18 protein-coding genes are annotated in these 19,810 nt (G+C 55.2%); 4 read left to right on the forward strand and 14 right to left on the reverse strand.

Annotation, left to right across the window (positions count from 1 at the left end; translation table 11 throughout):
* Positions 1–5 precede the first annotated feature (5 nt).
* The 8 genes from cydB to CJP46_RS20985 form a co-directional block, all read right to left on the reverse strand.
* On the reverse strand, positions 6–1,025 hold the full coding sequence (gene cydB / locus CJP46_RS20950) for a cytochrome d ubiquinol oxidase subunit II (protein ID WP_094597579.1): 1,020 nt from the start codon (positions 1,023–1,025) through the stop codon (positions 6–8).
* Entirely contained in the window at positions 1,009–2,421 is a 1,413-nt protein-coding gene (locus CJP46_RS20955; RefSeq protein WP_094597580.1) for a cytochrome ubiquinol oxidase subunit I, read from the reverse strand. Before CJP46_RS20955 ends, cydB begins: the two co-directional genes overlap by 17 nt.
* Before the next feature lie 286 nt (positions 2,422–2,707).
* The gene (locus CJP46_RS20960) at positions 2,708–3,190 is read right to left on the reverse strand and encodes a hypothetical protein (RefSeq protein ID WP_076171947.1); all 483 of its coding nucleotides are present in this window, start codon (positions 3,188–3,190) and stop codon (positions 2,708–2,710) included.
* A 280-nt stretch (positions 3,191–3,470) separates the two neighbouring features.
* Positions 3,471–3,785, reverse strand: coding sequence for a hypothetical protein (locus tag CJP46_RS20965; RefSeq protein ID WP_256992444.1), 315 nt, complete (start codon positions 3,783–3,785; stop codon positions 3,471–3,473).
* A gap of 61 nt (positions 3,786–3,846) precedes the next feature.
* Positions 3,847–5,913, reverse strand: a complete 2,067-nt coding sequence (locus tag CJP46_RS20970) for an iron ABC transporter permease (protein ID WP_094597856.1) — start codon at positions 5,911–5,913, stop codon at positions 3,847–3,849.
* 8 nt (positions 5,914–5,921) lie between these two features.
* A complete protein-coding gene (locus CJP46_RS20975; protein ID WP_094597581.1) occupies positions 5,922–6,950 on the reverse strand; it encodes an ABC transporter substrate-binding protein in 1,029 nt (342 codons plus the stop codon).
* A gap of 203 nt (positions 6,951–7,153) precedes the next feature.
* Positions 7,154–8,788, reverse strand: a complete 1,635-nt coding sequence (locus CJP46_RS20980) for a hypothetical protein (RefSeq protein WP_094597582.1) — start codon at positions 8,786–8,788, stop codon at positions 7,154–7,156.
* A gap of 2 nt (positions 8,789–8,790) precedes the next feature.
* Positions 8,791–9,582: an ABC transporter ATP-binding protein gene (locus CJP46_RS20985; RefSeq protein ID WP_094597583.1), complete on the reverse strand. Its 792-nt coding sequence runs from the start codon at positions 9,580–9,582 to the stop codon at positions 8,791–8,793.
* Positions 9,583–9,815: 233 nt separating this feature from the next.
* Between CJP46_RS20985 and CJP46_RS20990 the strand changes: the two genes are divergently transcribed.
* The gene (locus CJP46_RS20990; protein WP_256992445.1) at positions 9,816–10,244 is read left to right on the forward strand and encodes a DUF2500 domain-containing protein; all 429 of its coding nucleotides are present in this window, start codon (positions 9,816–9,818) and stop codon (positions 10,242–10,244) included.
* Between the two features lie 53 nt (positions 10,245–10,297).
* Here the strand turns inward: CJP46_RS20990 and CJP46_RS20995 are convergent, their stop codons facing one another.
* Complete coding sequence (locus tag CJP46_RS20995) at positions 10,298–11,263, reverse strand: phosphotransferase enzyme family protein (protein ID WP_094597585.1); 966 nt, start codon at positions 11,261–11,263, stop codon at positions 10,298–10,300.
* Between the two features lie 216 nt (positions 11,264–11,479).
* Entirely contained in the window at positions 11,480–12,232 is a 753-nt protein-coding gene (locus CJP46_RS21000) for a YheC/YheD family protein (protein WP_094597586.1), read from the reverse strand.
* A gap of 238 nt (positions 12,233–12,470) precedes the next feature.
* On the opposite strand from CJP46_RS21000, the gene CJP46_RS21005 reads away from it, so the two are divergent.
* Positions 12,471–13,556 (forward strand): glycosyltransferase family 4 protein, encoded by a 1,086-nt coding sequence (locus CJP46_RS21005; RefSeq protein ID WP_094597587.1) that lies wholly within the window; start codon positions 12,471–12,473, stop codon positions 13,554–13,556.
* 33 nt (positions 13,557–13,589) lie between these two features.
* On the opposite strand, the gene CJP46_RS21010 is transcribed toward CJP46_RS21005, so the two are convergent.
* The 3 genes from CJP46_RS21010 to CJP46_RS21020 all read right to left on the reverse strand — a co-directional run bounded on the left by CJP46_RS21010 (position 13,590) and on the right by CJP46_RS21020 (position 17,344).
* A complete protein-coding gene (locus tag CJP46_RS21010) occupies positions 13,590–14,465 on the reverse strand; it encodes a hypothetical protein (RefSeq protein ID WP_256992446.1) in 876 nt (291 codons plus the stop codon).
* Positions 14,466–14,803: 338 nt separating this feature from the next.
* A complete protein-coding gene (locus CJP46_RS21015; protein WP_094597588.1) occupies positions 14,804–16,120 on the reverse strand; it encodes an MFS transporter in 1,317 nt (438 codons plus the stop codon).
* Positions 16,121–16,186: 66 nt separating this feature from the next.
* Positions 16,187–17,344, reverse strand: a complete 1,158-nt coding sequence (locus tag CJP46_RS21020) for a winged helix-turn-helix domain-containing protein (protein WP_306431062.1) — start codon at positions 17,342–17,344, stop codon at positions 16,187–16,189.
* 167 nt (positions 17,345–17,511) lie between these two features.
* Between CJP46_RS21020 and CJP46_RS21025 the strand changes: the two genes are divergently transcribed.
* Both CJP46_RS21025 and CJP46_RS21030 read left to right on the forward strand, forming a co-directional pair.
* Entirely contained in the window at positions 17,512–18,078 is a 567-nt protein-coding gene (locus tag CJP46_RS21025) for a hypothetical protein (RefSeq protein WP_094597590.1), read from the forward strand.
* A gap of 124 nt (positions 18,079–18,202) precedes the next feature.
* Positions 18,203–18,550 (forward strand): hypothetical protein, encoded by a 348-nt coding sequence (locus CJP46_RS21030; protein ID WP_256992447.1) that lies wholly within the window; start codon positions 18,203–18,205, stop codon positions 18,548–18,550.
* 162 nt (positions 18,551–18,712) lie between these two features.
* On the opposite strand, the gene CJP46_RS21035 is transcribed toward CJP46_RS21030, so the two are convergent.
* Positions 18,713–19,690: a siderophore ABC transporter substrate-binding protein gene (locus CJP46_RS21035; RefSeq protein ID WP_179281272.1), complete on the reverse strand. Its 978-nt coding sequence runs from the start codon at positions 19,688–19,690 to the stop codon at positions 18,713–18,715.
* Between the last annotated feature and the right edge of the window lie 120 nt (positions 19,691–19,810).

Here is a 19,810-nt window from a genome sequence, read left to right on the forward strand (position 1 = left end):
GGTTCTCAGTACTCCAGATGGCTCTGCTCGTGAACCCGTTTATGGAAGACGAAATAACTCCAGATCTGATAGCCAAGCACGAACGGAAGCAGGGATAAAGCCACGATCGTCATGACTTTCAGAGAGTACGGGCCCGAAGCGGCGTTCGTCAGCGTCAGGTTGAACGCCTGATCGATCGAGCTGATCATGACGTTCGGGAACAATCCGGTAAAGAAGAAGGCAATCGTCAGCGTAATCACGGCGCCCGTCATGCCGAATGCCCAACCGTCACGGCGCTTGGCGATAAAGACGGCGGCCAGCACGTACGCGGCTGCGATCACCACACCCATGGCGGTCAGCAGAACGGCCTTGCCTTCAAAAATGTCCGTTTCGAAATAAGTCATCGCCCCGAACGCCGCGATCAGTACCGCCAGCGGCGCGAGCAGCACCTCCGCCAAACGGCGGGCCCGCACCTGCAGGTCGCCGGTGACGCGGAGCGTCGTGAACATCAGGCCGTGCACAAGGCAAAGCACCACCATGGTGAGCCCGCCGACCACGGAATACAGGTTGACGATGTCACCGAAGAATCCGGCTTTCATCTCCATCGCCTGGTCGATCGGCAGCCCCCGGATCAGGTCGGCGAAGACGACGCCGAGCAGCAGCGGCGGCACCAGACTGCCGATAAAGATGATGATATCCCATGTTTTTTTCCATGCGCCGGTCTGCACCTTGCCGCGGAATTCAAAAGCCACCCCGCGCCCGATCAGGGCGAGCAGCAGGAGCACCAGCGGCGTGTAAAAACCGCTGAACAGCGTCGCGTACCAATTCGGGAATGCGGCGAACATCGCGCCGCCGGCCGTCAGCAGCCACACTTCATTGGCATCCCAGAAGGGGCCGATCGAATTGATCAGCACCCGGCGCTCGGTATCGTTTTTGGCCAGAATGCCCGTGGACATCCCCACCCCAAAGTCAAAACCCTCCAGAAAGAAAAACCCGATAAACAGGACAGCTACAAGGACAAACCACAGCTCATTGAGAGACAGCATGCGGAACTCCCTCCTTATCAAATGGATCGGCCGACTCATTCGAATGAACAGCGTTGTCGGCGTACGGTCCTTTCTTGATGACGCGGACGAACAGATACACCATGACCACTGCCAGAATGGCGTAAATGGCTGTAAAAGCAATGATGGAGAACAGCACCTGGCCGGCTGTGACGCTCGGTGATACCCCGTCGGCGGTGGTCATCAGCCCGAATACGGTCCAAGGCTGGCGCCCGATCTCCGTCATGATCCAGCCCGACGTATTGGCGATAAACGGCAGCGAAATGGCAAACAGCATGAGGCGCATAAACCAGGTGTTGCGGTTGTCGAGCTTTTTGCGCGCCGCAAGGTAGACGCCGTACAAGCTGAGCACGATCAGCAGGGAGCCGCTTGCCACCATGATGCGGAAGCTCCAGAAGGTCGTGCGCACCGGAGGAATGTAATCTCCGGGGCCGTACTGCTGCTCATACTGGGACTGCAGCTCTTTCATCCCCGTCACTTCGCCGGAAAACTTGCTGTAAGACAAGAAGCTGAGCAGGAAGGGAATCTGGAATTCCCCGGTGTTGGTCTGATTTTTTGTATCGATAAACGCGGTGACCGTCCACGGTGCGGGATCGCTGCTCGTTTCCCAGAGCGCTTCGGTCGCAGCCATTTTCATCGGCTGGGTCTTCACCAAATATTGCGCCTGCTGGTGGCCCACCAGTGCCACGCCGAGCGAGGACACAAGCCCGATGATCACCGCGATGATAAAAGATTTTTTGAAAAAGGCGGTATCCTGCTTCTTCAGCAGCTTATAGGCGCTGACCCCGGTGACCAGAAAAGCCCCGGTCATAAAAGCCGCCAGAATCGTGTGCGGGAACTCCAGCAGCAGCTGGCCGTTCGTAATCAAAGCAAGGAAATCGTTCATCTCCGCACGGCCGTTATTGATCGTGTACCCGACCGGACGCTGCATAAAGGAGTTGGCAGCCAAAATCCAGAACGCTGACATCACCGTGCCGAAGGCGACCAGCCAGATGCAGATCATGTGGACCTTTTTGGACAGGCGCTCCCATCCGAAAATCCACAGGCCGATAAACGTCGATTCGAGGAAAAACGCAAGCAGCGCTTCGATCGCCAGCGGCGCCCCGAACACGTCACCCACAAAGCGGGAGTAAGCCGACCAGTTCATACCGAACTGGAACTCCTGCAGAATCCCCGTCACCACGCCCACGGCGAAGTTGATCAAGAACAGCTTCCCCCAAAATTTAGCCATTCGTTTGTACTCTTCTTTGCCCTTGACGACATACATCGTTTCCATGATCGCGATCGTGAACACCAGTCCAATGGACAGCGGCACGAAGAAAAAGTGAAAAATCGTCGTCGCGGCAAACTGGATACGTGAAAGCATGACTACATCCATCGTCTCTTCCCTCTTTCCTGTCGTTATTCTAAAAACCCGCCCTAACAGGTTCCGATAACATGGCTTCATCGTTTCTTCCTGTATTCTGGCAGACTTTGAATCCCTTTATTGTGATTTATATCACAATATAATGCCCGAATCATCGATTTTGTGAAATTAGTCACAAAATATTAAAAATTGCGGCCCTTCAAGCACAAAAAAGACGCCCGCACCTTCCGGCGCAGCCGTCCAATTCCTTGGTTCCTCTATATATGTTGCCTGCTTCAGGCTCGTTCGCGAAATCATGCTAGTCCCGTGCCACATAGTATTTGTTGGTCATGTACCAGGCATCGCCCTTATCGGTCGGCACTCTGCCCTTCTTCTTGTCCAAAAATACGATTTCCTTACACTTGGAACAATACCATTTGGTCGTGTAGTATTGGGAAAAGGTCGTGTAAGTCGTACCGCATTTGCAATCGACTTTGAAGTACACCCGGTTTTCTTCGTACGCCTTCGACAGCTGATCCGTGTTGTCGGACTCCGATGAAGGAACCACGGGCTTGATCAGTTCAGCGTAATTGGAGAACCGATTATGCACTTTAAAATCAGCAACCAGCTCCGGGTTTAGGCCAAAAAACTCCTTACCGATCGCTGTGATGAATTTCGCATCCGTGCGATAGCACTCGATCCATTCCTGAATCTGCTTATTGGATAAAGGTACAGTTCCTTTAATGCCGCTATTCAAGGTGTAGGTCATGATGCTCAAATTCTCATTGTCTTCATAGAACATTAATTCGGAAACCTCCTTATGATTTCAATTATTAATGTACTACTTCTGAGGGACATAATCAAAGTGAGAAATAGTGCCAAGTGCCGGAAACACAAAAAAGCCCCCTTTCGGGGGCCTTCCAAAGCGGGAATCCCGCAGCTGCCGGAAGTAGAGCGCTTTAACGCGGCATACGTGCGGCTTCATTTTTTGTATGAAATTACGACAAAAGGATAACTTTCCCCAGCCCTTTTGTCGAAATCCGCCGGTTGTAAGCGGTTGTTAGCCGCAGGAACAAGGCCGTCTAGAAACGACGGTATGGGCCCGGTCCGGGATACGGACCGTGTGGATAAGGGCCGTGTGGATGCGGAACATGATGGTGACGGCCGTCCACCAGCACAATGACCAGCAGATCGAACAGAACGAGCGGCAAAATAAATGGGAAAAACGAAATATGCGCTTTTCCCGGACTGCTCGAGACCGAGGAAACTTTCAGGTACACCTTGGTACCGCTGACCTTGACGATCTTACCGTAGAACGTGCTTCCGTACTTCGTCTTGATCTTTACCCGGCGGTTCATATACTTCTTGGCTGCCGAATAATGCTTGGATTTCGCCATGCGTCTCACCCCCTTCTCCCCAGCTTATTCCTGCTGAAGCGAAGGGGGCCGGGGCGGAAGGCTATTTCCTGAGCCGGTTGGAGCGAAACATGAGGAATAGCAGATAAGGCGTTCCGATGACCGCTGCGACAAGACCGACCGGGATTTCCTTAGGGGAGATCAGCAGCCGGCCGACGATATCGGATATAACCATCAGCAGGCCCCCGAGCAGTGCCGACAGAACGACCGCACGCCGGGTATGGTGCCCGGTCAGTAGGCGGACGGCGTGCGGAGCCAGCAGGCCGACGAAACCGACCGTGCCTACGGCCTGAACGACGGCGGCCGCGATGAGCACGCCGATCAGCGCCGTGAGCAGCCGGGCCCGCGTCAGCGCCAGGCCGAGCCCCTGGGATACGGCATCGCCAAATCCCAGCAGGTCCGCCCGGCGGCCGATCAGCCAGGCCGCCGGAAGAAGGACGATCAGCAGCGCAGCCAGCCTGATCAAATCGCTCCAGCCGCGGGCATAGACGGTACCGGCCAGCCAGGCCAGCGCCGGAGCAGCCCCCATGCCGGAGCGGATGACCAGGAACTGGATCGCCGCGGCACAGGCCGCCGACACGGCGATCCCGACCAGCGTCAGGGTGCTGGTCTCCAGCCCCTTCCGCCAGGACAGCACGCCCACCACGGCTGCAGCGCCCACGGCGCCCGCGATGGCCGCAGCCGGCAGCCATCCGCCGGGGGCGGCCGGGACGAGCACGATCAGCAGCAGCGCGCCGACGCCTGCGCCGGAGGTGACGCCCACCACCGAGGCATCTGCCAGCGGGTTACGGACGGTGCTCTGCAGCATGACGCCGGCAACGGCGAGGCCGGCTCCCGCAAGCAGCGAAACCAGCAGGCGGGGCAGACGCATATCAAGGATGATATTGCGGTACATCGCTTCCCCGCCACCGCTCAGGACGGCGATCGTATCTCGCAGCGGGATGCGCAGGCTGCCTGCCGATATGCCGATGACCGATGCCAGCAGGATCAGCACAATCATGGCGGCGAGCAGCAGCGGGTACGGCGGGCGCTTATGCAGCACGCCGGCGTTCATCCCGCCTCCGCCGTCCGCCGCAGCCGAGCGGCTGGCCCGCAGCGCCAGCCAGATCAGCCACGGCGCGCCGAACAGCGCCGTAACGGCCCCCGCAGGCAGCTCACCGAGCGTGCCGCGGAACATCCGGGCAATGGCGTCGGCACCCAGCAGGATGACCGCGCCCCATAACGCGCTGCCCGGAATGAGCAGCGCATGCCGCCGCATCCCCAGCAAGCGGATGAGATGCGGGGCGATCAACCCCACAAAGCCGATCGGGCCCACCACGCTGACGGTGACCCCGGCCAGCAGGACCGCCGCGGAGAGTGCGGCAGCCCGGGCCAGCCCGACCCGCTGGCCCAGGGCCTGTGCGGTTTCGTCCCCCATCTCCAGCAGGTCCAGCTTGCGCCGGAACAGCCATGCCAGAACGATGACACCGATCACCCACGGCCAGCTGTAGGCCGCTCCGTGCCAATCGTTCTGGTTCAGCGATCCCGAACCCCAGACGAACAGTCCGTTCGTCTCGTTCTCAAACAGCAGCTGGAGTGCGCCGGTGAACGAGGCAAGCACCAGTGACACGATCATGCCGGAGAGCGCCATCCGGACCGGCGTGCTCCGGCTTGCCCCGGCCAGCAGGTAAGACAGCCCTGCACCCAGGCAGCCGCCGAGCAAAGCCGTGATGAGCGGCGCCGAATGAATCAGGGACGGAATAAAGATGGTGCACAGCACTACGGCAAAATAGGCCCCGGCATTCATGCCGAAGGTTCCCGCTTCCGCCAGGGAGTTCCGCGTCACCGTCTGCAGCAGGGCGCCCGCCGCAGCCAGGGCGGCCCCTGCCAATATGCCCATGACGGCTCTGGGCAGACGCAGGCCGCGAATGGTCTGGTGTTCCGCGATGTTCTGCGGGTGAATGATCGCCTCATATACCGTACGAAGCGGTATATGGAGCTCCCCTTGCGTCAAGCTCAGCGCCAGAAGGAATATCAGCAGAACGCCTCCCCCGCCGAATACCAGCAGATTCAGGCTGATTCGGCGGTTTTCCGGCCTTACGGCTGCCTCGTGCCCCGTTATCGGCTCCATCGCCGGCTTCATTGCGTCAGCAGGCTGACCGCTTTATCGACTAGGATTTTCGCCGACAGCGGGCCGCCGTATACCCACATATCGCTGCCCAGAGGATACGTTTTTTGTTCCTTGACGAAATGCAGACCGTTCCAAACCGCATTGTTCTTCATCTGTTTCTCGATAATGTTATCATCGTCCTGAACAACGTACAGCAGATTGGCATCCTGCACAGGAACCAGCGATTCCACCGTCGTCTGGGCATAGCCGTCCTCCGGAAGAGGGTTGGGCTGATAGGCATTCTCTAAACCTGCCCGCTTCAGCGCGCCTGCAGCAATCGAGTTGTCCGAATACAGCAGCATGACCGCTGCATCCTGATTCGAAAAGCCTTGGATCAAGGCGTATTTCACATGCTCTTTGCCCGCGGCCTTCAGCTTCGCCTTGGCATCGTCAAAGGTGGCCTGCACGTCGGCGAGCACCTTCTCGCCTTCCTCCTTCTTGCCGACAATATCGGCAATCGTCCGGAAGGACTTCTCCATCGTGGCGTATTGATCCTGAGACGCTTCTTTGGAGTAATTGTCAAATACCACGGTCGGCGCGATCGCCTTGAGCTGTTCATAGGTATCCTTCACGCGAAAATTTTCCGCAATAATCAGGTCCGGTTTGAGGCTCGTAATCAGCTCCAGACTGGGCTCCTGGCGCGTACCCACATCGACAACGTCGGTCGACAGCCCTGGCTGGGCGTTCACGTACTTCTTATACCCTTCCACGTCGGCAACGCCTTGGGGTTGAATGCCAAGCGCGATCAAATCCTCCGCATACGTCCATTCCAGAATGACGATGTTCTTCGGCGTCCCTTTAATCTCGGTCGTTCCCATCGAGTGCTGGATGGTGTGGACCTCCTCCTGCTGAGCCGGCGTGCTTGAGTCACCGCTGCCAGCCGTTGCGGCGGTCCCTTTGGTTTCTCCCCCCGTGCTGCAGCCTGCAGTCAATAAAGCGATCAGGCAGCACACAACGAACGGGACGAACAGCCCCCGTTTTAACGGATAAGTCTTCATGAACACAAACTCCCTCTCTGCTATGTATTTCGTTATTGATATTGAGAATCAGTATCAATTAAATATCTAAATGATATTGGTTCTCAATTATGATGTCAATAGCGATTTTGGGCAGAAAAAAGCGGCTCCGCCGAATTGCCGGAGCCGCTTTATCTACAATCTGATTGGAAACTATAGCGCAGGGGCGTATCCTGGGCTGTGTCTTAGAGGTTGCGGAAGGCCGTTTTCCACACGGCGATATTAGCGATTACAGCCACAGCCAGCAGCACATATACCCCATAAGTCGAGGAACGGAATGCAAAATGAAGTCCCGCCATGACCCCCAATATCAAAAATAAAAGGAGCATCAGGCCGGCTTGTCCGGATTGCGTCCCTGCCTGAGCGGGTTCGGTAAACGGCATGCCCACCCCCATCAGCCGGAAGCTGATCACCGTATACATCAGGATCATGACTAGTATTACGAGTAGATCGGGTAGGATCCTGGCGCCGAAAATGACGGTAAAGACGATACTCTCTACGACGTAAATCGGCAGGATAAGCTGGACAATGCATGCTTTAAGCGTTCCTTTATAGACGGGCGTATGATCACGCAGCGGTACCGTATCGAAAATCCACGCCCCTTTCGGCGTGCTGGTGTACCGCAGCATCATGACGACGCTTGGTATCATCAGGGCACAGAAATAGAGAAAAAAATAGGAGTTGCCTGAACGAATATCCTCCCAGCCTCTGCCTGAATTGAAGGCATTAAACATGAAAATAAACGGAAAGATGAACGAGAGTCCAAGCGAAGGATACACCTTCAATTTATAATCCCGCTCCTTCCTGATCATGCCCAGCGCAAAGCGGAAAAACACCTGCTCTTCCCGGCTTCTGCAGATCCAGCGGCCCAGAACATCAGACCACCGTCCATTCCCACCTTTCTTCCTGGCTGTCTGGGCGGACAGTTTTTGCAAATTGGCTTCAAACGAAGGCATCATCCATGTATAAATTCGAACGGCCAGAAGCGGCAGGAGAACCGATAACAGGCTGAACGCGATGAGGCTGCCCCCCGTATGACGACCGAATAACCATTCAAACGGAGCCGCAAACCAAACCGGAAACAGAAATACATGCCACCAGTGGGCTTCATAAGCGATCCGCAGATCCACCAAATTGAACATTCTGGCGATGAGCTGATAACCGACCGCCATCACCATCGTCAGGCCGATTTGCACATAATTAATAATATCCTTCAGCTTTTCTCCGTCGAAAAAGCGGAGGACCAGCCAGTACAACCATGCCGTTATGGCGACGATCAGCAGATCCATCAGTCCGATCTCCAGCACAAATACCAAGAAGAACAAGATACCGTGCCGGAACAGGGCAGCAGCGAGCGGTGCGGCCGTAATCGAGCCTGTTATGAAAAATAAATAAATCATGATATGAATGGTCTTGGCCATATTGATCGTCTTGACGTTCACCGGTTTGGAACCCAAAACGGTCTGGTCCCGAACATCCAGCAGCACGGAGGAGAAGTCGGCAATCAGCGACGTCGTAATCATAAACATTAGGATACCGAATACGAGGCTCATCTGAAAAATAAGATTGTGACCCATGATCACGAGCGGGATCATGACCACCCCCATCACTGCATAGATCCACAGTGATTTAATAAACTGGTTGGACAACTCATCCGGATCGGCAGAGCGGGAAGTTCTGCCGATGAGCGTCGGCGCCCGGCGGCCATCCATCGTGAGTTTGACCTGGAGTATACGGCGCATCTGTACATAATCGATCCCTGCTCTTTCGAACAACCACTGGCAGCGGTCCAGCAGGATCAGCGTTTTGAAGTCCCTCATCGCTATACCTCTTTCACAATGGAGACGATTCGGGCAGCCGTATCCTTATGCTCATGATAGCCGGTCAACTCCGTAAAAATCTCTTCCAGCGTACCCTCATGCAGCTGTTCCCGTAGCTGCTCGAAGCTGCCGTCTGCGACAACGTTCCCCTCATTCAGCAGAACGATCCGGCTGCTGATCTTCTCCACGACCTCCATAATATGCGAAGAATAAAAGATCGTTTTGCCTTCGGCTGCAAGGCTGGCCAACATCTCCTTAACCACCATAACGCTGTTCGCGTCCAGTCCGCTCAGCGGCTCATCCAAAAAGAGAATGTCGGGATTATGCAGAAGACTCGAAATGAGAAGCACTTTCTGGCGCATGCCTTTACTCAAAGAGGAAATCCGGTTAAAGTAGACCTCTTCCAATCCAAACTGTTCCATCAACCGTCTCGCTCTAAGATCGGCAAGCCGCCGCTCAAGACCGTACAGCTCGCCAACGAACGTCAGGTATTCCTGGGCGGTCAGGCTGTCGTACATCTCGGCGATCTCCGGAACATAGCCGATCTTAGCCTTATACTCTACCTCGCCGTCCGAAATATCTTTACCGAAAATGCGAACCCGGCCGCTGTAGCCTGTTACAAGTCCCAGCATGATTTTGACCGTCGTGCTTTTTCCCGCCCCGTTCGGACCGATGTATCCGATGATTTGCCCTTCATACACATCCAGGTTGATGCCCTTCAGAACTTGCTTTCCCCCATAGTTCATTTCGAGTCCTTGGATGGAGATGATCGGTTCATGGTTCGATTCTGACATAGCAGCTCCTCCTATCACCCTATTTTCCAAATACTAGCATAGCAGATATAGGGATGGAAGCGGCCATGAATCATGCAATCGGCGTAAGTTTTTACGAAATGCGATAACTTTCCTTAATTTTTCGCGTTCTAAACGATGTCCGGTTGCATGCAGAATTATCCTTTTTTGAAACCATTCGAATCTGCAGTCGTACCATACACCAAACCGGCACAATGAAAGGAGAATGACACGTTATGGCGACTCCCGGACCACCGCCATTTGGCGGAGGAGGCTTTAGTTTCGACTTTATGTTTACCCTCGTACCTGTTTTAATCGGCATCGTGTTCGTTATCGTCATTGTCGGCATCATAATGAGCGGTGCCCGATATGTAAAAAATGCCCGTACACCCCGGTCGTCCGTGTACGCCCGCATCGTTGCCAAACGGATGGACATCCGCCATCACAGCGGCAGCCATCATGATAACGACAGCGGTTTTGTGAATTCCGGCAGCTCTTCCCGAACGTACTACTACATCACCCTGGAATTTGATAACGGAGAGCGGGTGGAATATTTGGACGTGAAGAATCTGTACGGCTTGGTTGCCGAGGGAGATGCGGGATACGCCGCGGTCCAGGGCGATTGGATCGTCGGTTTTGAACGGGAAGTTCGGCAAACGCCTTAATACGGAAGGAGCAGCCTTGCCGCAGGTTCACCTGCTGGACAATGGCTGCATTTTTAACATTCGGGAAACCCCTCGATCATGAGTGCCTTTCGGCCCTTCATGAACGACCGTCCCCAAGAATGAAGCCGATCCAAGTCCCCTCTACAGGCATGAAACAGCTTGATATAACGGCCCATTTCCCTCAGCTTCATAAAAAACGGGATCTCCCTGAGCCAGCGTTCATCCAGATGATTCTCGGCGCGGTACCCATCCAAAAAAGGCTGCAGGAACCCATGTGGCCCCATGTTCGTTTCCATGTTCTCTGCCTCCCGCATCATCCCGGCAAAAAAAGCAGCCACCGCCATGTCGTCCGCGAACCAGGAATATCGGCTGGCGTCAAAATCAATCAGGCATAAGCGTCCCTCGTTTATAAAGAAGTTGCCGTAGTGAAAATCGGCGTGGATGAGCCCGTAAGCGTCCGCCGTCACCGGAAGCGAGGAAATGTAACCGCGCAACCTGCGGTATAGACCGGTAATGTCCCGTTCCGAGGCCGGCAGGTCTATTCGCTGCACTCGGTCTGCCTCCACGGACCAGTCCGGGCGCTTCGTGGAGGGATCCTGATGGACATAATGCTTGCTGATGCGATGCATGCGGCCCATAAACGCACCCATACGCTTAAACAACTCCTCGTCGGCAGCGCATTCCCCCGCCGGCTGCCCCGGAGCCCCCTCGTAACAAACGGCCGTATAGAGGCGTTCCTGAAAGGAGATCTGCTCCGCCAGGCGTCCTTGGGCCGAACGGACGGGGCTGGATACATGTAATCCTTCTTGAGCCAGAAAGCTCACCCACTGCACCTCGCCCAGGATATGGGCATACGTTTTATGGGATTCCTCCGTGATGCGGAGAAAGACCCTGCCCTTCCCGTGCGGGTAAGAGCCAATCAAACTATGCTCCGAGCCGTGAACTTTTTCCAGTTTTTCATGCCGCAGTCCAAACGTACGGGCTGCAGCGGCCAACAACGCCCTCTGGAGCAGCTCCATCTGCTTCATCTCCTTCGCCCTGCACGGGTGCCGAGTTACTCCAGCGGCCCTCCATAGGCGTGATTTTCACATGATTATACACTACACTCCTCCGGCTGAGGACGCGAAAGCTATTTTTTCTCCTGGTTCGATTGCACAAAAAAAAAGAAGGCCGGCGCTTCAGCCGAGCCCTTCCCCACATATACTGCTTATTGACGGCATCCGGTGGATGCCTGCTTACTTCCAAGCCTGTCTGAACTTCATCACTTTCCGGTACATGGATTTGTCCTTCAGCTGGTTAAAAATATACGGATCAGGCATCGTGTTCACTTCAATAATCCACGGAGTCCACGTCCGGTCAAAGCCGATGTCCAGGCCGATTTGCCGGAAACCGGGGTAACTTTTGTGCAAATGCTTTGCAGTAGTCACCCCGAGCTTGTTCAGGGATTGGATAACTTTGGCCGTCTCGCCCTCATTTAAGTGGGCCCTAAGCAGTGTTTTGACATCCATGGGCGTTCCGCCGCTGTGATAATTGGTCACGATTTTGCCCTCGCGAGCGACTCTCCCGATCAATCCGGTTGTCTCCCAATCTCCTCCAGGACGCCGCTGCACCATCACCCGGATATCGAATCGCCGCTTACGGTACTTTATGAGATGAATCCCTTTTTGAATCAGATAGCTTCGCTTCCCGGTTAGCTTCTGCAGCGATTGATAGAACGGGTCATAACTGCTGAAGGTCTTTTTTACCGTCTCCACCTGATACGTATAACCTCCGCCCTCCAGCTGCTCGGCGCGAATCACACCTTTGCCGTGGGTACCGCTTTCCGGTTTGACATAGACCATGCGGTACGAACTCAGCATCGACTTCAAGCTGGAGTTACTGATTTTACGGGTATCCAGCATGAACGGCCGAACTTCCTTGCTGCCAAGCAGCACTTTCGTTTTGATCCATTTGCTGACGACTGCCGTGCGGTTCTTCTTCTCCCCCATTCACCGATCTCTCCTGTCCTGTATTCAGAATTGATTGTCGCGTGCTCGCAAAACCTGTTTATCTTATGCATGGCACGGCGGATTGGACAGGACACACATCCCGCAAACGGAACATTAGGTTCCGTTACTGGGCTATCATCCCGTACTCCCTTATGGGGGGAAGCATAAATAATAGAATGAAACAATTGATGCGGCAGGTGCGGGGATAAGCATCTTTGCTGAAAGGGAGGAAAACGGCTTGAACATACTGATCGTGGCACCCGAACGGCTCCCTGTTCCCGGCAGCGGCTCCGTGGAAATCTGCATTTTGGCCATCGCCAGACAGCTGGCCAAGAAGCATGCGGTAACCGTCTTAAGCAGGGCTTCCGCGGGACTGCCTCTGCACAGCACGGATGAGGGGGTCCATATTGTCCGGGTCCGTTCCGGCAGCTCCAAAGTCTACCTCACTTCGGTGCTTCGATTCATTCAAGGGAAAACTTACGACGTCATCCAGGTGGATAACCGCCCCCATTATATGGCCGCCATTCAGCGGGCCTTCCCAAAGGCTAAGGTAACCCTGTTCCTCCATTCACTCACCTTTGTGCCTTCAACACGGCTCGTTGCCGCAAGCCTGAAACATGCATGGTGGATCGTCGCCAACAGCGCTTCGCTGAAGCAGAAGCTGTCCGTACGTTTCCCTTCGCAGGCTCACAAAATCCGTACAATTGAGCTTGGAGTCGACACCGACCGGTTTCGCCCGTCAACCGATTTTGAACGGGATGAGGCCCGCAGCCGGTATCGAATCGGAGATGTCTTCACCGTGCTGTTCACGGGACGGATTATCCCGAGAAAAGGCGTACCCGTTCTGCTGAAAGCAGCGCAGATCGCAAGGAAGCAGGTCCCGCTGCATCTTATCATTGCAGGCCGAAGCAAGGCGGGTTATATCCGGAAGTTGAAAGCCGAGGCTGCCAGGATGGGGATGTCGGTCACCTGGACCGGCAACAAGAACCACAGCGAAATTCACAGCATCTACCGGATGGCCGACTGTGTTGTCTGTCCCTCCCAGCGGCACGAAGCCTTCGGCCTCGTCAACGTCGAAGCGATGGCATCCGGACTTCCGGTCATCGCCTCGCAGATCGGCGGCATTCCCGAGATTATTAAGCATGGGGTGAACGGTTACCTGGTGGATGACTACTGGCGTCCGGAGGGCTTTGCGGAATACTTGGTAAAACTGGGACAAAGCAAAGAGCTGCGTCGCAGCCTGGGCGGCAGCGGACGCAGCACGGTACTTCAGTATTTCACATGGAGCCGGACCGCCGAGAAGCTCGCGGCGTTGTACTCCTAAGATGTTCTCCTCTGGCTGCTGGAGACGCAGGTCTCATTGCATTTTTCTTAATAACCCGTTCGCGTTGCGCAGCATCAAAGTACCGGCAGCCAAGGAGAGCAGGAAGCTGAAGCCGGCAGCGACGGTGAGCGTTGACCATTCAAGAACCGTTTGGCCCAGAATGGTTTGCCATCCGATAAATACCAGGCCAAGCACGTAGCAAATGCCCGTCAAGTGGATCATTCGAAGGCGTACCCAAATGGAGAGAGACGTCCGCGTGCTCAGCCAGGCTACGAGCGGGATGGCCTGAAGCGCGTGGAAGCCCAAGCCGTGCAGCCAAATTATGTTGCCGTGGAGCCCCACGGTCCGACCCTGGTTGACCGAAATCCAGATCCCCGCCGCAAAGGACAGCATTACAGCCACCATGGCATAACGGATGCCCGTCGCCAGCTCGGGATGAGCCGCGTATACTTTGCGACGGAAATACTGCACGGCCAGGAACAAATAAAAGACAACGAGCAGCAGGGCGACGAACGCAAAAATGTTGCCCACTGCCTTGTCAAAGGCGGACCCGTCTTTGACAAACCGGGGATTGACGCCGCGGAAATTTTGTACCGTTTCGGCAAAATAGGAATACAGCGCAAGCACGATATAGGGATAGCGGTAAAAGGCCCTGCCTCTTCGTCCCAGACCCGAATACGGGATAATGAGAGCCGTCGACAGCAAAAAAATCCCGATCGCAGCGTTAAAAGAAAACGCGTTTTGAACATTCCCCCCGGGGGCTACGTCCGCCCCATTCACAAGGGTCCAGATCCCGCAGAAGGCGGACAGCAAAAATCCCAAGACAGCGGTCAAAACCAGCCATTTTTCCCCTTCAAACCAGCGGAACGCCGGCCGGGCGCCAGCACTCCTCACCGTAACCATTTCCATTAATAATCTCCTCCGTCCGAACGTTTTGGCCTTGAATACGTCTTATTGTACAGAGAAGGAGGCTCTGGGAATTCTATCCGTGGTCCAGACTTTTCCCTGGACTTTGGTCGATGCCGTCCCCGACCAAAGTGCGGGATACAAGCTGCCTTTATATGCGGCTCGCTGAAGGAAATAAGCTGGCTGGATTTCTGCCAGAACAAACAGCCCTAAGCCGGTTAGACCGGTTCAGGGCTGTCGTTAGTTAAAGCTTTTACATTCCTGCGCTTCTGTTTGAGCTCGTAGAAGGATTGCTCATGTCTGGGAGCTATCCGGCCTGCACAGGATCAAGGTAACACCGTCTACCCGGATACCTGCCGCAGAGGTTCTTCATGGGCGCGCTTCTTGCCGTCGGCCGGCCAAAGGACCCGCTGCAGAAGAAGGCAGATGAGACCAAAGACAAGAACGAGCACGCCAAGGACGCAGAACACCTCTTCCACGCCATACCCCTTGATCAGCAAACCGCCGGCTAATGGGGCCGCAATCATGATCGTGCTGGACATCATGTTCTGAATTCCGAAAATCCGCCCGGTCATGCCTTCTGGCGTTTCTTTTTGCAGCACGTAATTGTTGGTCACCATGAACAGCCCGTTGCCGATCCCGATCAAGAGGCCCAGCACAATGCTCCAGATCTCAGGGGATCCGGGTCTTAGCAGCCCCATCGCGCCGATGGCAGCGCCTACCAGGGCAATGCCGCCTCCGATCCCGGTGCCGTAACCGATCCGATTCCGGCGGTTCAAGATCATGATGGTGGCCACGGCACCCACGCCGGTGGAGGAGACCATCCACCCCAGCAGGGATTCGTTATCCGGCGCAATTTCCCTGTAGAGCGTGGGAAACTGAAAATCAATCATAAGGATGACCAAGATGACCGCCATATTCACAATCATCGTGTTAAGCAGGATCCGGCGCTGCAGCAGCACCGCCCAGCCCTGCTTCCATTGTTCGATGAAGCCCGGTCTATGCTCCGGTGCTGCATCCCCATTCGGGTCCGCATCTGCTTGTGGAGCCGTATGATTCTCCTCGATTCGACGCAGCGTAAACAGCAGCAGGCAGGAGATCAACCGCGTCACGGCATTCACCAGAATGCACAGCTGCGGGGAAAGCACGGTCAGGACGACCGCGCCCAGCAGCGGACCGGCGATTTTGGAAAACTGGTTGACCAGACCGTTGTAGGAAGTCGCCTTCAGCAGCTGATCCTCGTGGACCACTTGGCGCGTCAGCGCCTGGTGTGACGGGACGCGGAATACGCCCATGGCGGCACGCAGCGCCAGAAGCGGCAGCAGCCAGTACATGCCGGGTGCAAACAATAGCAGGAGCGTCAGGACGGTCTCGGCTGCATCGGCGATCAGCATCAGGTTGACTTTTTTCCAGCGGTCGGCGACCACCCCAGCTAGCGATCCGAGAAGGATGCCCGGCAGGGCCATCATGACCGGGATCAGCGCGATCATTAAGGGATCGGCTTGCCAGCGGTAGGCGACCAGTACCTGGATCGCAAAGGCATCGAACCATTCCCCGAACGAGGAAATGGCGTAAGCCGTAAACATTTTGGCATAGATGCGGTTGGCCCACACCGATTTTGCGGGCGGCCGCGGCTCAGTAGCAAGGGATTGAGACATGAAAATTCCTCCGTTAAGTCAGAATGTGGCGTACTCTCACTTTAACGAAGGAATATCAGAGGAACATCAGACAGCATTCAGAATGCTTTCGATTTTTTCTTCGATCGGCGCTTTATAGGCATCCAGTTGAACATTCCGGTTATATTCGGCGTATTTCGCGGAAAACTGGCTGTGAAGCTGGGGATCCTGCACCCTTTGCTCCAGAAAAACCAGCGTCTCCCGGATCGAGCCGACGATCAGCGGGACGTTGTGCGTCATTTCCCCGACCTCGATACCGTAGTTCAGGGCAGCCGCAGCCTCGGCGCGTTTTCCCTGCCGGAGCAGCATTCGCCCTTTAAGGCCGTGATAAGTGCAGATTTCCCGCAAATACGGGGTCTCGGCCAGCATCCGCTCGACTTCGCCCGCGCAGCGCTCGGCTTCGGGCAGGTTGTCTGCTCCCAGGTGGACATACATTTCCGCCATTTTGATATGGACGTTGAAAATATCCAGATCTCCCCCAGCTTCGCGGACGGCCTCGTATGCCGCCTTAACCCTGGACAGATCCTCTTCGACCCGGCCATTGTCGGTGTACAGTCCGATAATATTTAAAATCCTCAGCTCCCGCTGATGATCTTCCGGACCGATGTTTGCGGCAATGGTGCGCTCAAAATAATCCAGGCATTTTTTCGGCTCATGGTAAAAGTACAAATAAAAGTGCAGCAAATAGTAAATCTTGCTCGAAAGCGGGAATTCGTTATCCGTTAAAAACCAGGCGATATCCGCCTGCACGTACCGGATAAAAATCAGATGGGACGGCGGGAGCTCAAAGCCGAGCAGATCCTGCTGGCCCGCCAGCGTAATCATCGATTTGCATTGACCGTACATGAGGTACTTGTTCATCAGCTGCCGCATTTGAGCCTGCAGTTCGGTATCCTGCATTGAAGGATTGCGGAGATCCGGCTCTTTGACCGTCAAGCTGTAGCCGTAGCCGCGGACCGTGTTCAGAAAGATACGGGTACTCCAAGGACGCAGCTTCTTGCGCAGACGGTAAATATGGTCGTCCACCGTCCGCTCCACCGGATATTCCATCGGCCATACCCGGTCCAGCAGCTGTTCCCGGCTGAAGGTCTGACCGCGGTGGCTGTATAAAAATTGCAGCAGCGCATATTCTTTGGCAAGCAGAGGAATGCGTTCCTCCTGGTAGCTGACTGTGTATCCGCTTAGATCAAAATCCAGCTGGGCCACCGTCCTCCCTCCTTTCTTCAACCGCGCTATCGGCGACCGATTGTAACCCTTTCTGTTATTTAAGCATATTCCCGATTTGTCGCACAATAGGGAGGGAATTCGAGTGGCGAACGCTAATAGTAAAAGAACCTTGAGCTTGTTTTGGGATTTATGAAGGAGGTACAACTGTGAGCAAAATTCAAACGAGGCTGGCCATGATACCGGCTGTATTCTATATGCTCAGCCTGTTGATAGGCTGCGGTCACCCGAAGTCAGCTTCTGCAGCTGATCCTCCCTGGTTCCACAGCGCCGCTCAAGCCGCAGCCTACGGCCTGCACGAAGAGCAGGCAGAGCGCTCCAACGTCCTGGCGACCATCATGGTCGACGGAGAAGAGCTCATTTTTTACGAAAAAGACGGCGCATTCGGAGTGGGAGGGGTGGCTGAGGGACCTCGCGGATATCAATGGTACCGGTCGTCTCCCTATCTGGACTTTCAAGGAGAGGACTCCCCTTATATGACCGGGGGATTTACCGTTCAAACCGCTAAAGGGCAGCACGTGAACATTCTGGCCGGAAAAGTGTTTGACCCGAAGATTACCGGCATTACCGTTCAAGGGGACGACGCAGTCCAAGAGCTGTCCGTTACGGGGCATTCCCGTTTTTTCTTTATGGTCCACGAGGCGCCTTTCTCTGAATTGAAGGTAACTCCGATTCTGGCGGAGGGAGTCTCCAAGATAGAGGAACAAAAAAATTGATTAACGGCCAGCATACAAGGAAGCAGCATCCCGCTCGGAATCCTACCGCATGGAGCGGGCTGGGGCTGGCTGTCTACGAATCGCGGTTTCCCGAATTTTCTAGTTGACGGAAGAGGTGATTTCAATGATACGCCAACTCAGACGCCCGGCGGCTCTGCTCGCCATGACTGCCGGTACAGCCACGATCCTGCTTTGGGTTAGGCTGGGCTTTTTTAATCCGTATTCATCCAACCTTGAAGCACGCCCTCTTCAGATCACCTTCTTTATGCTGTGCGTGCCAGCCGTTCTTGCGATCGTGTCCACATGGTTTGGGCGTAAAACGCTTGTGCTGATTGCTCTTCTTTGGTCCCTGCCCGTTAGTTTGTATTTGGCGATGACCCCGGGCATATTTGCGCTGTTCGGCGCCACCTCTTGCGCTTATCTAGTCTCCTACTTCCTGATGCTGGCGGAACGGCATCGAGAAGGGAACTGAGGGCGCCTCACAACCACCGTGCCCCGCAGGCCCTTCCCGGATCCGTCCGCTTCCCCGGCATCAGTCGCCCCCGCCAACACAAAAAAGCTGCCGCGGCGTCCTGAAGGACCTCCGCGGCAGCTCCTGGCGGGTACGCGCCTGAAAGACGCGCCCTTTGCCAAATTATTGAATGCTTGCTCCGACTTCCTTGACCATTTCCTGCACGGACAACAGTCCGCCGCCGGAGAGGTACCAGTAGTTCGGATCGAGATATACGATGTGCCCGTCTTTGAAGGCTTTCGTATTTTTGATCAGATCGTTCTCCACCGTCTGCTTGGCGGACACGGACTCTCCACCTTCTCCGGCCACAGCGGCGCTGCGGTCCACGACAAACAGGTAGTCCGGATTCTTCTCGGCTACGTATTCGGAAGTGACGCTTTGGCCGTGCGTGGATACCTCGATGTTTTTGTCCACCGGCGTAAAGCCCAGCACGTCGTGGACTAAGCCGAAGCGGGAGCCCGCGCCGTAGGCGCTCAGCTTGCCTTCATTCGCCAGCACGATCAGGGCGTTTTTGCCTGAAGCGACGGCTTTATCGTGAATTTCGGCGATCGTCTTGTCGACGCTGTCCAGCTCCGCCTTGATCTCGTCTTCTTTGCCGAAGATTTGGCCGACGGTGTTCATATTTTCCTTAAACGATTCCATATACCGCGTCGTATCCAGGCCCAGGTAGACCGTCGGCGCGATCTTGCTCAGTTCCTCGTACGCATCGGATTGACGGCCGGAGATGATGATCAGGTCCGGGCTCAGCGCGTTGATTTTTTCAAAATCCGGCTCCTTCAAGCCCCCTACGTTGCTGTATGCATCCTTGTCGGCATACTTGGACAGGTACGGAGGAATGTTAGCCTGCGGAACTCCGGTGACCTGAATTCCCAGTTTATCCAATGTATCCAGAATCCCAAAGTCGAACACGACGACCTTTTGTGGATTTTTCTTGACCTTGGTCTCTCCCAGCTTATGTTTGATCGTCAGTTCTTCGGAACCGGCAGCCGCCGAAGTGTTGGTTGGTTCCGCGGCGGCTTCCTTCGCGGGCTCTGTCTGATTTTTACTGCCGCAGGCTGCCAGCACGACGACCAATGCGGCCGTTATGATGAACAGCATCATCTTTCTTGTCTTCAACTTTATCCACCCCATGTTCTGAATTGGTTTTCGGCTTGATGCAAGCCGTAAATGTATAAAATTATGTGATGAACTCCCAGCCGGCGCCTGGCTGTCACAAGTCCA

It is taken from the genome of Paenibacillus sp. XY044 (assembly GCF_002257645.1).
In the GTDB taxonomy this organism is placed as follows: domain Bacteria; phylum Bacillota; class Bacilli; order Paenibacillales; family Paenibacillaceae; genus Paenibacillus_AQ.

Excerpts from the sequence above, each read along its gene's own strand:
- CJP46_RS21015 (WP_094597588.1), bottom strand. The coding sequence starts at position 16,120 with ATGTCTCAATCCCTTGCTACTGAGCCGCGGCCGCCCGCAAAATCGGTG.
- CJP46_RS21030 (WP_256992447.1), top strand. The coding sequence starts at position 18,203 with ATGATACGCCAACTCAGACGCCCGGCGGCTCTGCTCGCCATGACTGCC.
- CJP46_RS20965 (WP_256992444.1), bottom strand. The coding sequence starts at position 3,785 with ATGGCGAAATCCAAGCATTATTCGGCAGCCAAGAAGTATATGAACCGC.
- CJP46_RS20960 (WP_076171947.1), bottom strand. The coding sequence starts at position 3,190 with ATGTTCTATGAAGACAATGAGAATTTGAGCATCATGACCTACACCTTG.
- cydB (WP_094597579.1), bottom strand. The coding sequence starts at position 1,025 with ATGCTGTCTCTCAATGAGCTGTGGTTTGTCCTTGTAGCTGTCCTGTTT.
- CJP46_RS20955 (WP_094597580.1), bottom strand. The coding sequence starts at position 2,421 with ATGGATGTAGTCATGCTTTCACGTATCCAGTTTGCCGCGACGACGATT.
- CJP46_RS20970 (WP_094597856.1), bottom strand. The coding sequence starts at position 5,913 with ATGGAGCCGATAACGGGGCACGAGGCAGCCGTAAGGCCGGAAAACCGC.
- CJP46_RS21010 (WP_256992446.1), bottom strand. The coding sequence starts at position 14,465 with ATGGAAATGGTTACGGTGAGGAGTGCTGGCGCCCGGCCGGCGTTCCGC.
- CJP46_RS20985 (WP_094597583.1), bottom strand. The coding sequence starts at position 9,582 with ATGTCAGAATCGAACCATGAACCGATCATCTCCATCCAAGGACTCGAA.
- CJP46_RS21000 (WP_094597586.1), bottom strand. The coding sequence starts at position 12,232 with ATGGGGGAGAAGAAGAACCGCACGGCAGTCGTCAGCAAATGGATCAAA.
- CJP46_RS20990 (WP_256992445.1), top strand. The coding sequence starts at position 9,816 with ATGGCGACTCCCGGACCACCGCCATTTGGCGGAGGAGGCTTTAGTTTC.
- CJP46_RS20975 (WP_094597581.1), bottom strand. The coding sequence starts at position 6,950 with ATGAAGACTTATCCGTTAAAACGGGGGCTGTTCGTCCCGTTCGTTGTG.
- CJP46_RS20995 (WP_094597585.1), bottom strand. The coding sequence starts at position 11,263 with ATGGAGCTGCTCCAGAGGGCGTTGTTGGCCGCTGCAGCCCGTACGTTT.
- CJP46_RS20980 (WP_094597582.1), bottom strand. The coding sequence starts at position 8,788 with ATGAGGGACTTCAAAACGCTGATCCTGCTGGACCGCTGCCAGTGGTTG.
- CJP46_RS21035 (WP_179281272.1), bottom strand. The coding sequence starts at position 19,690 with ATGATGCTGTTCATCATAACGGCCGCATTGGTCGTCGTGCTGGCAGCC.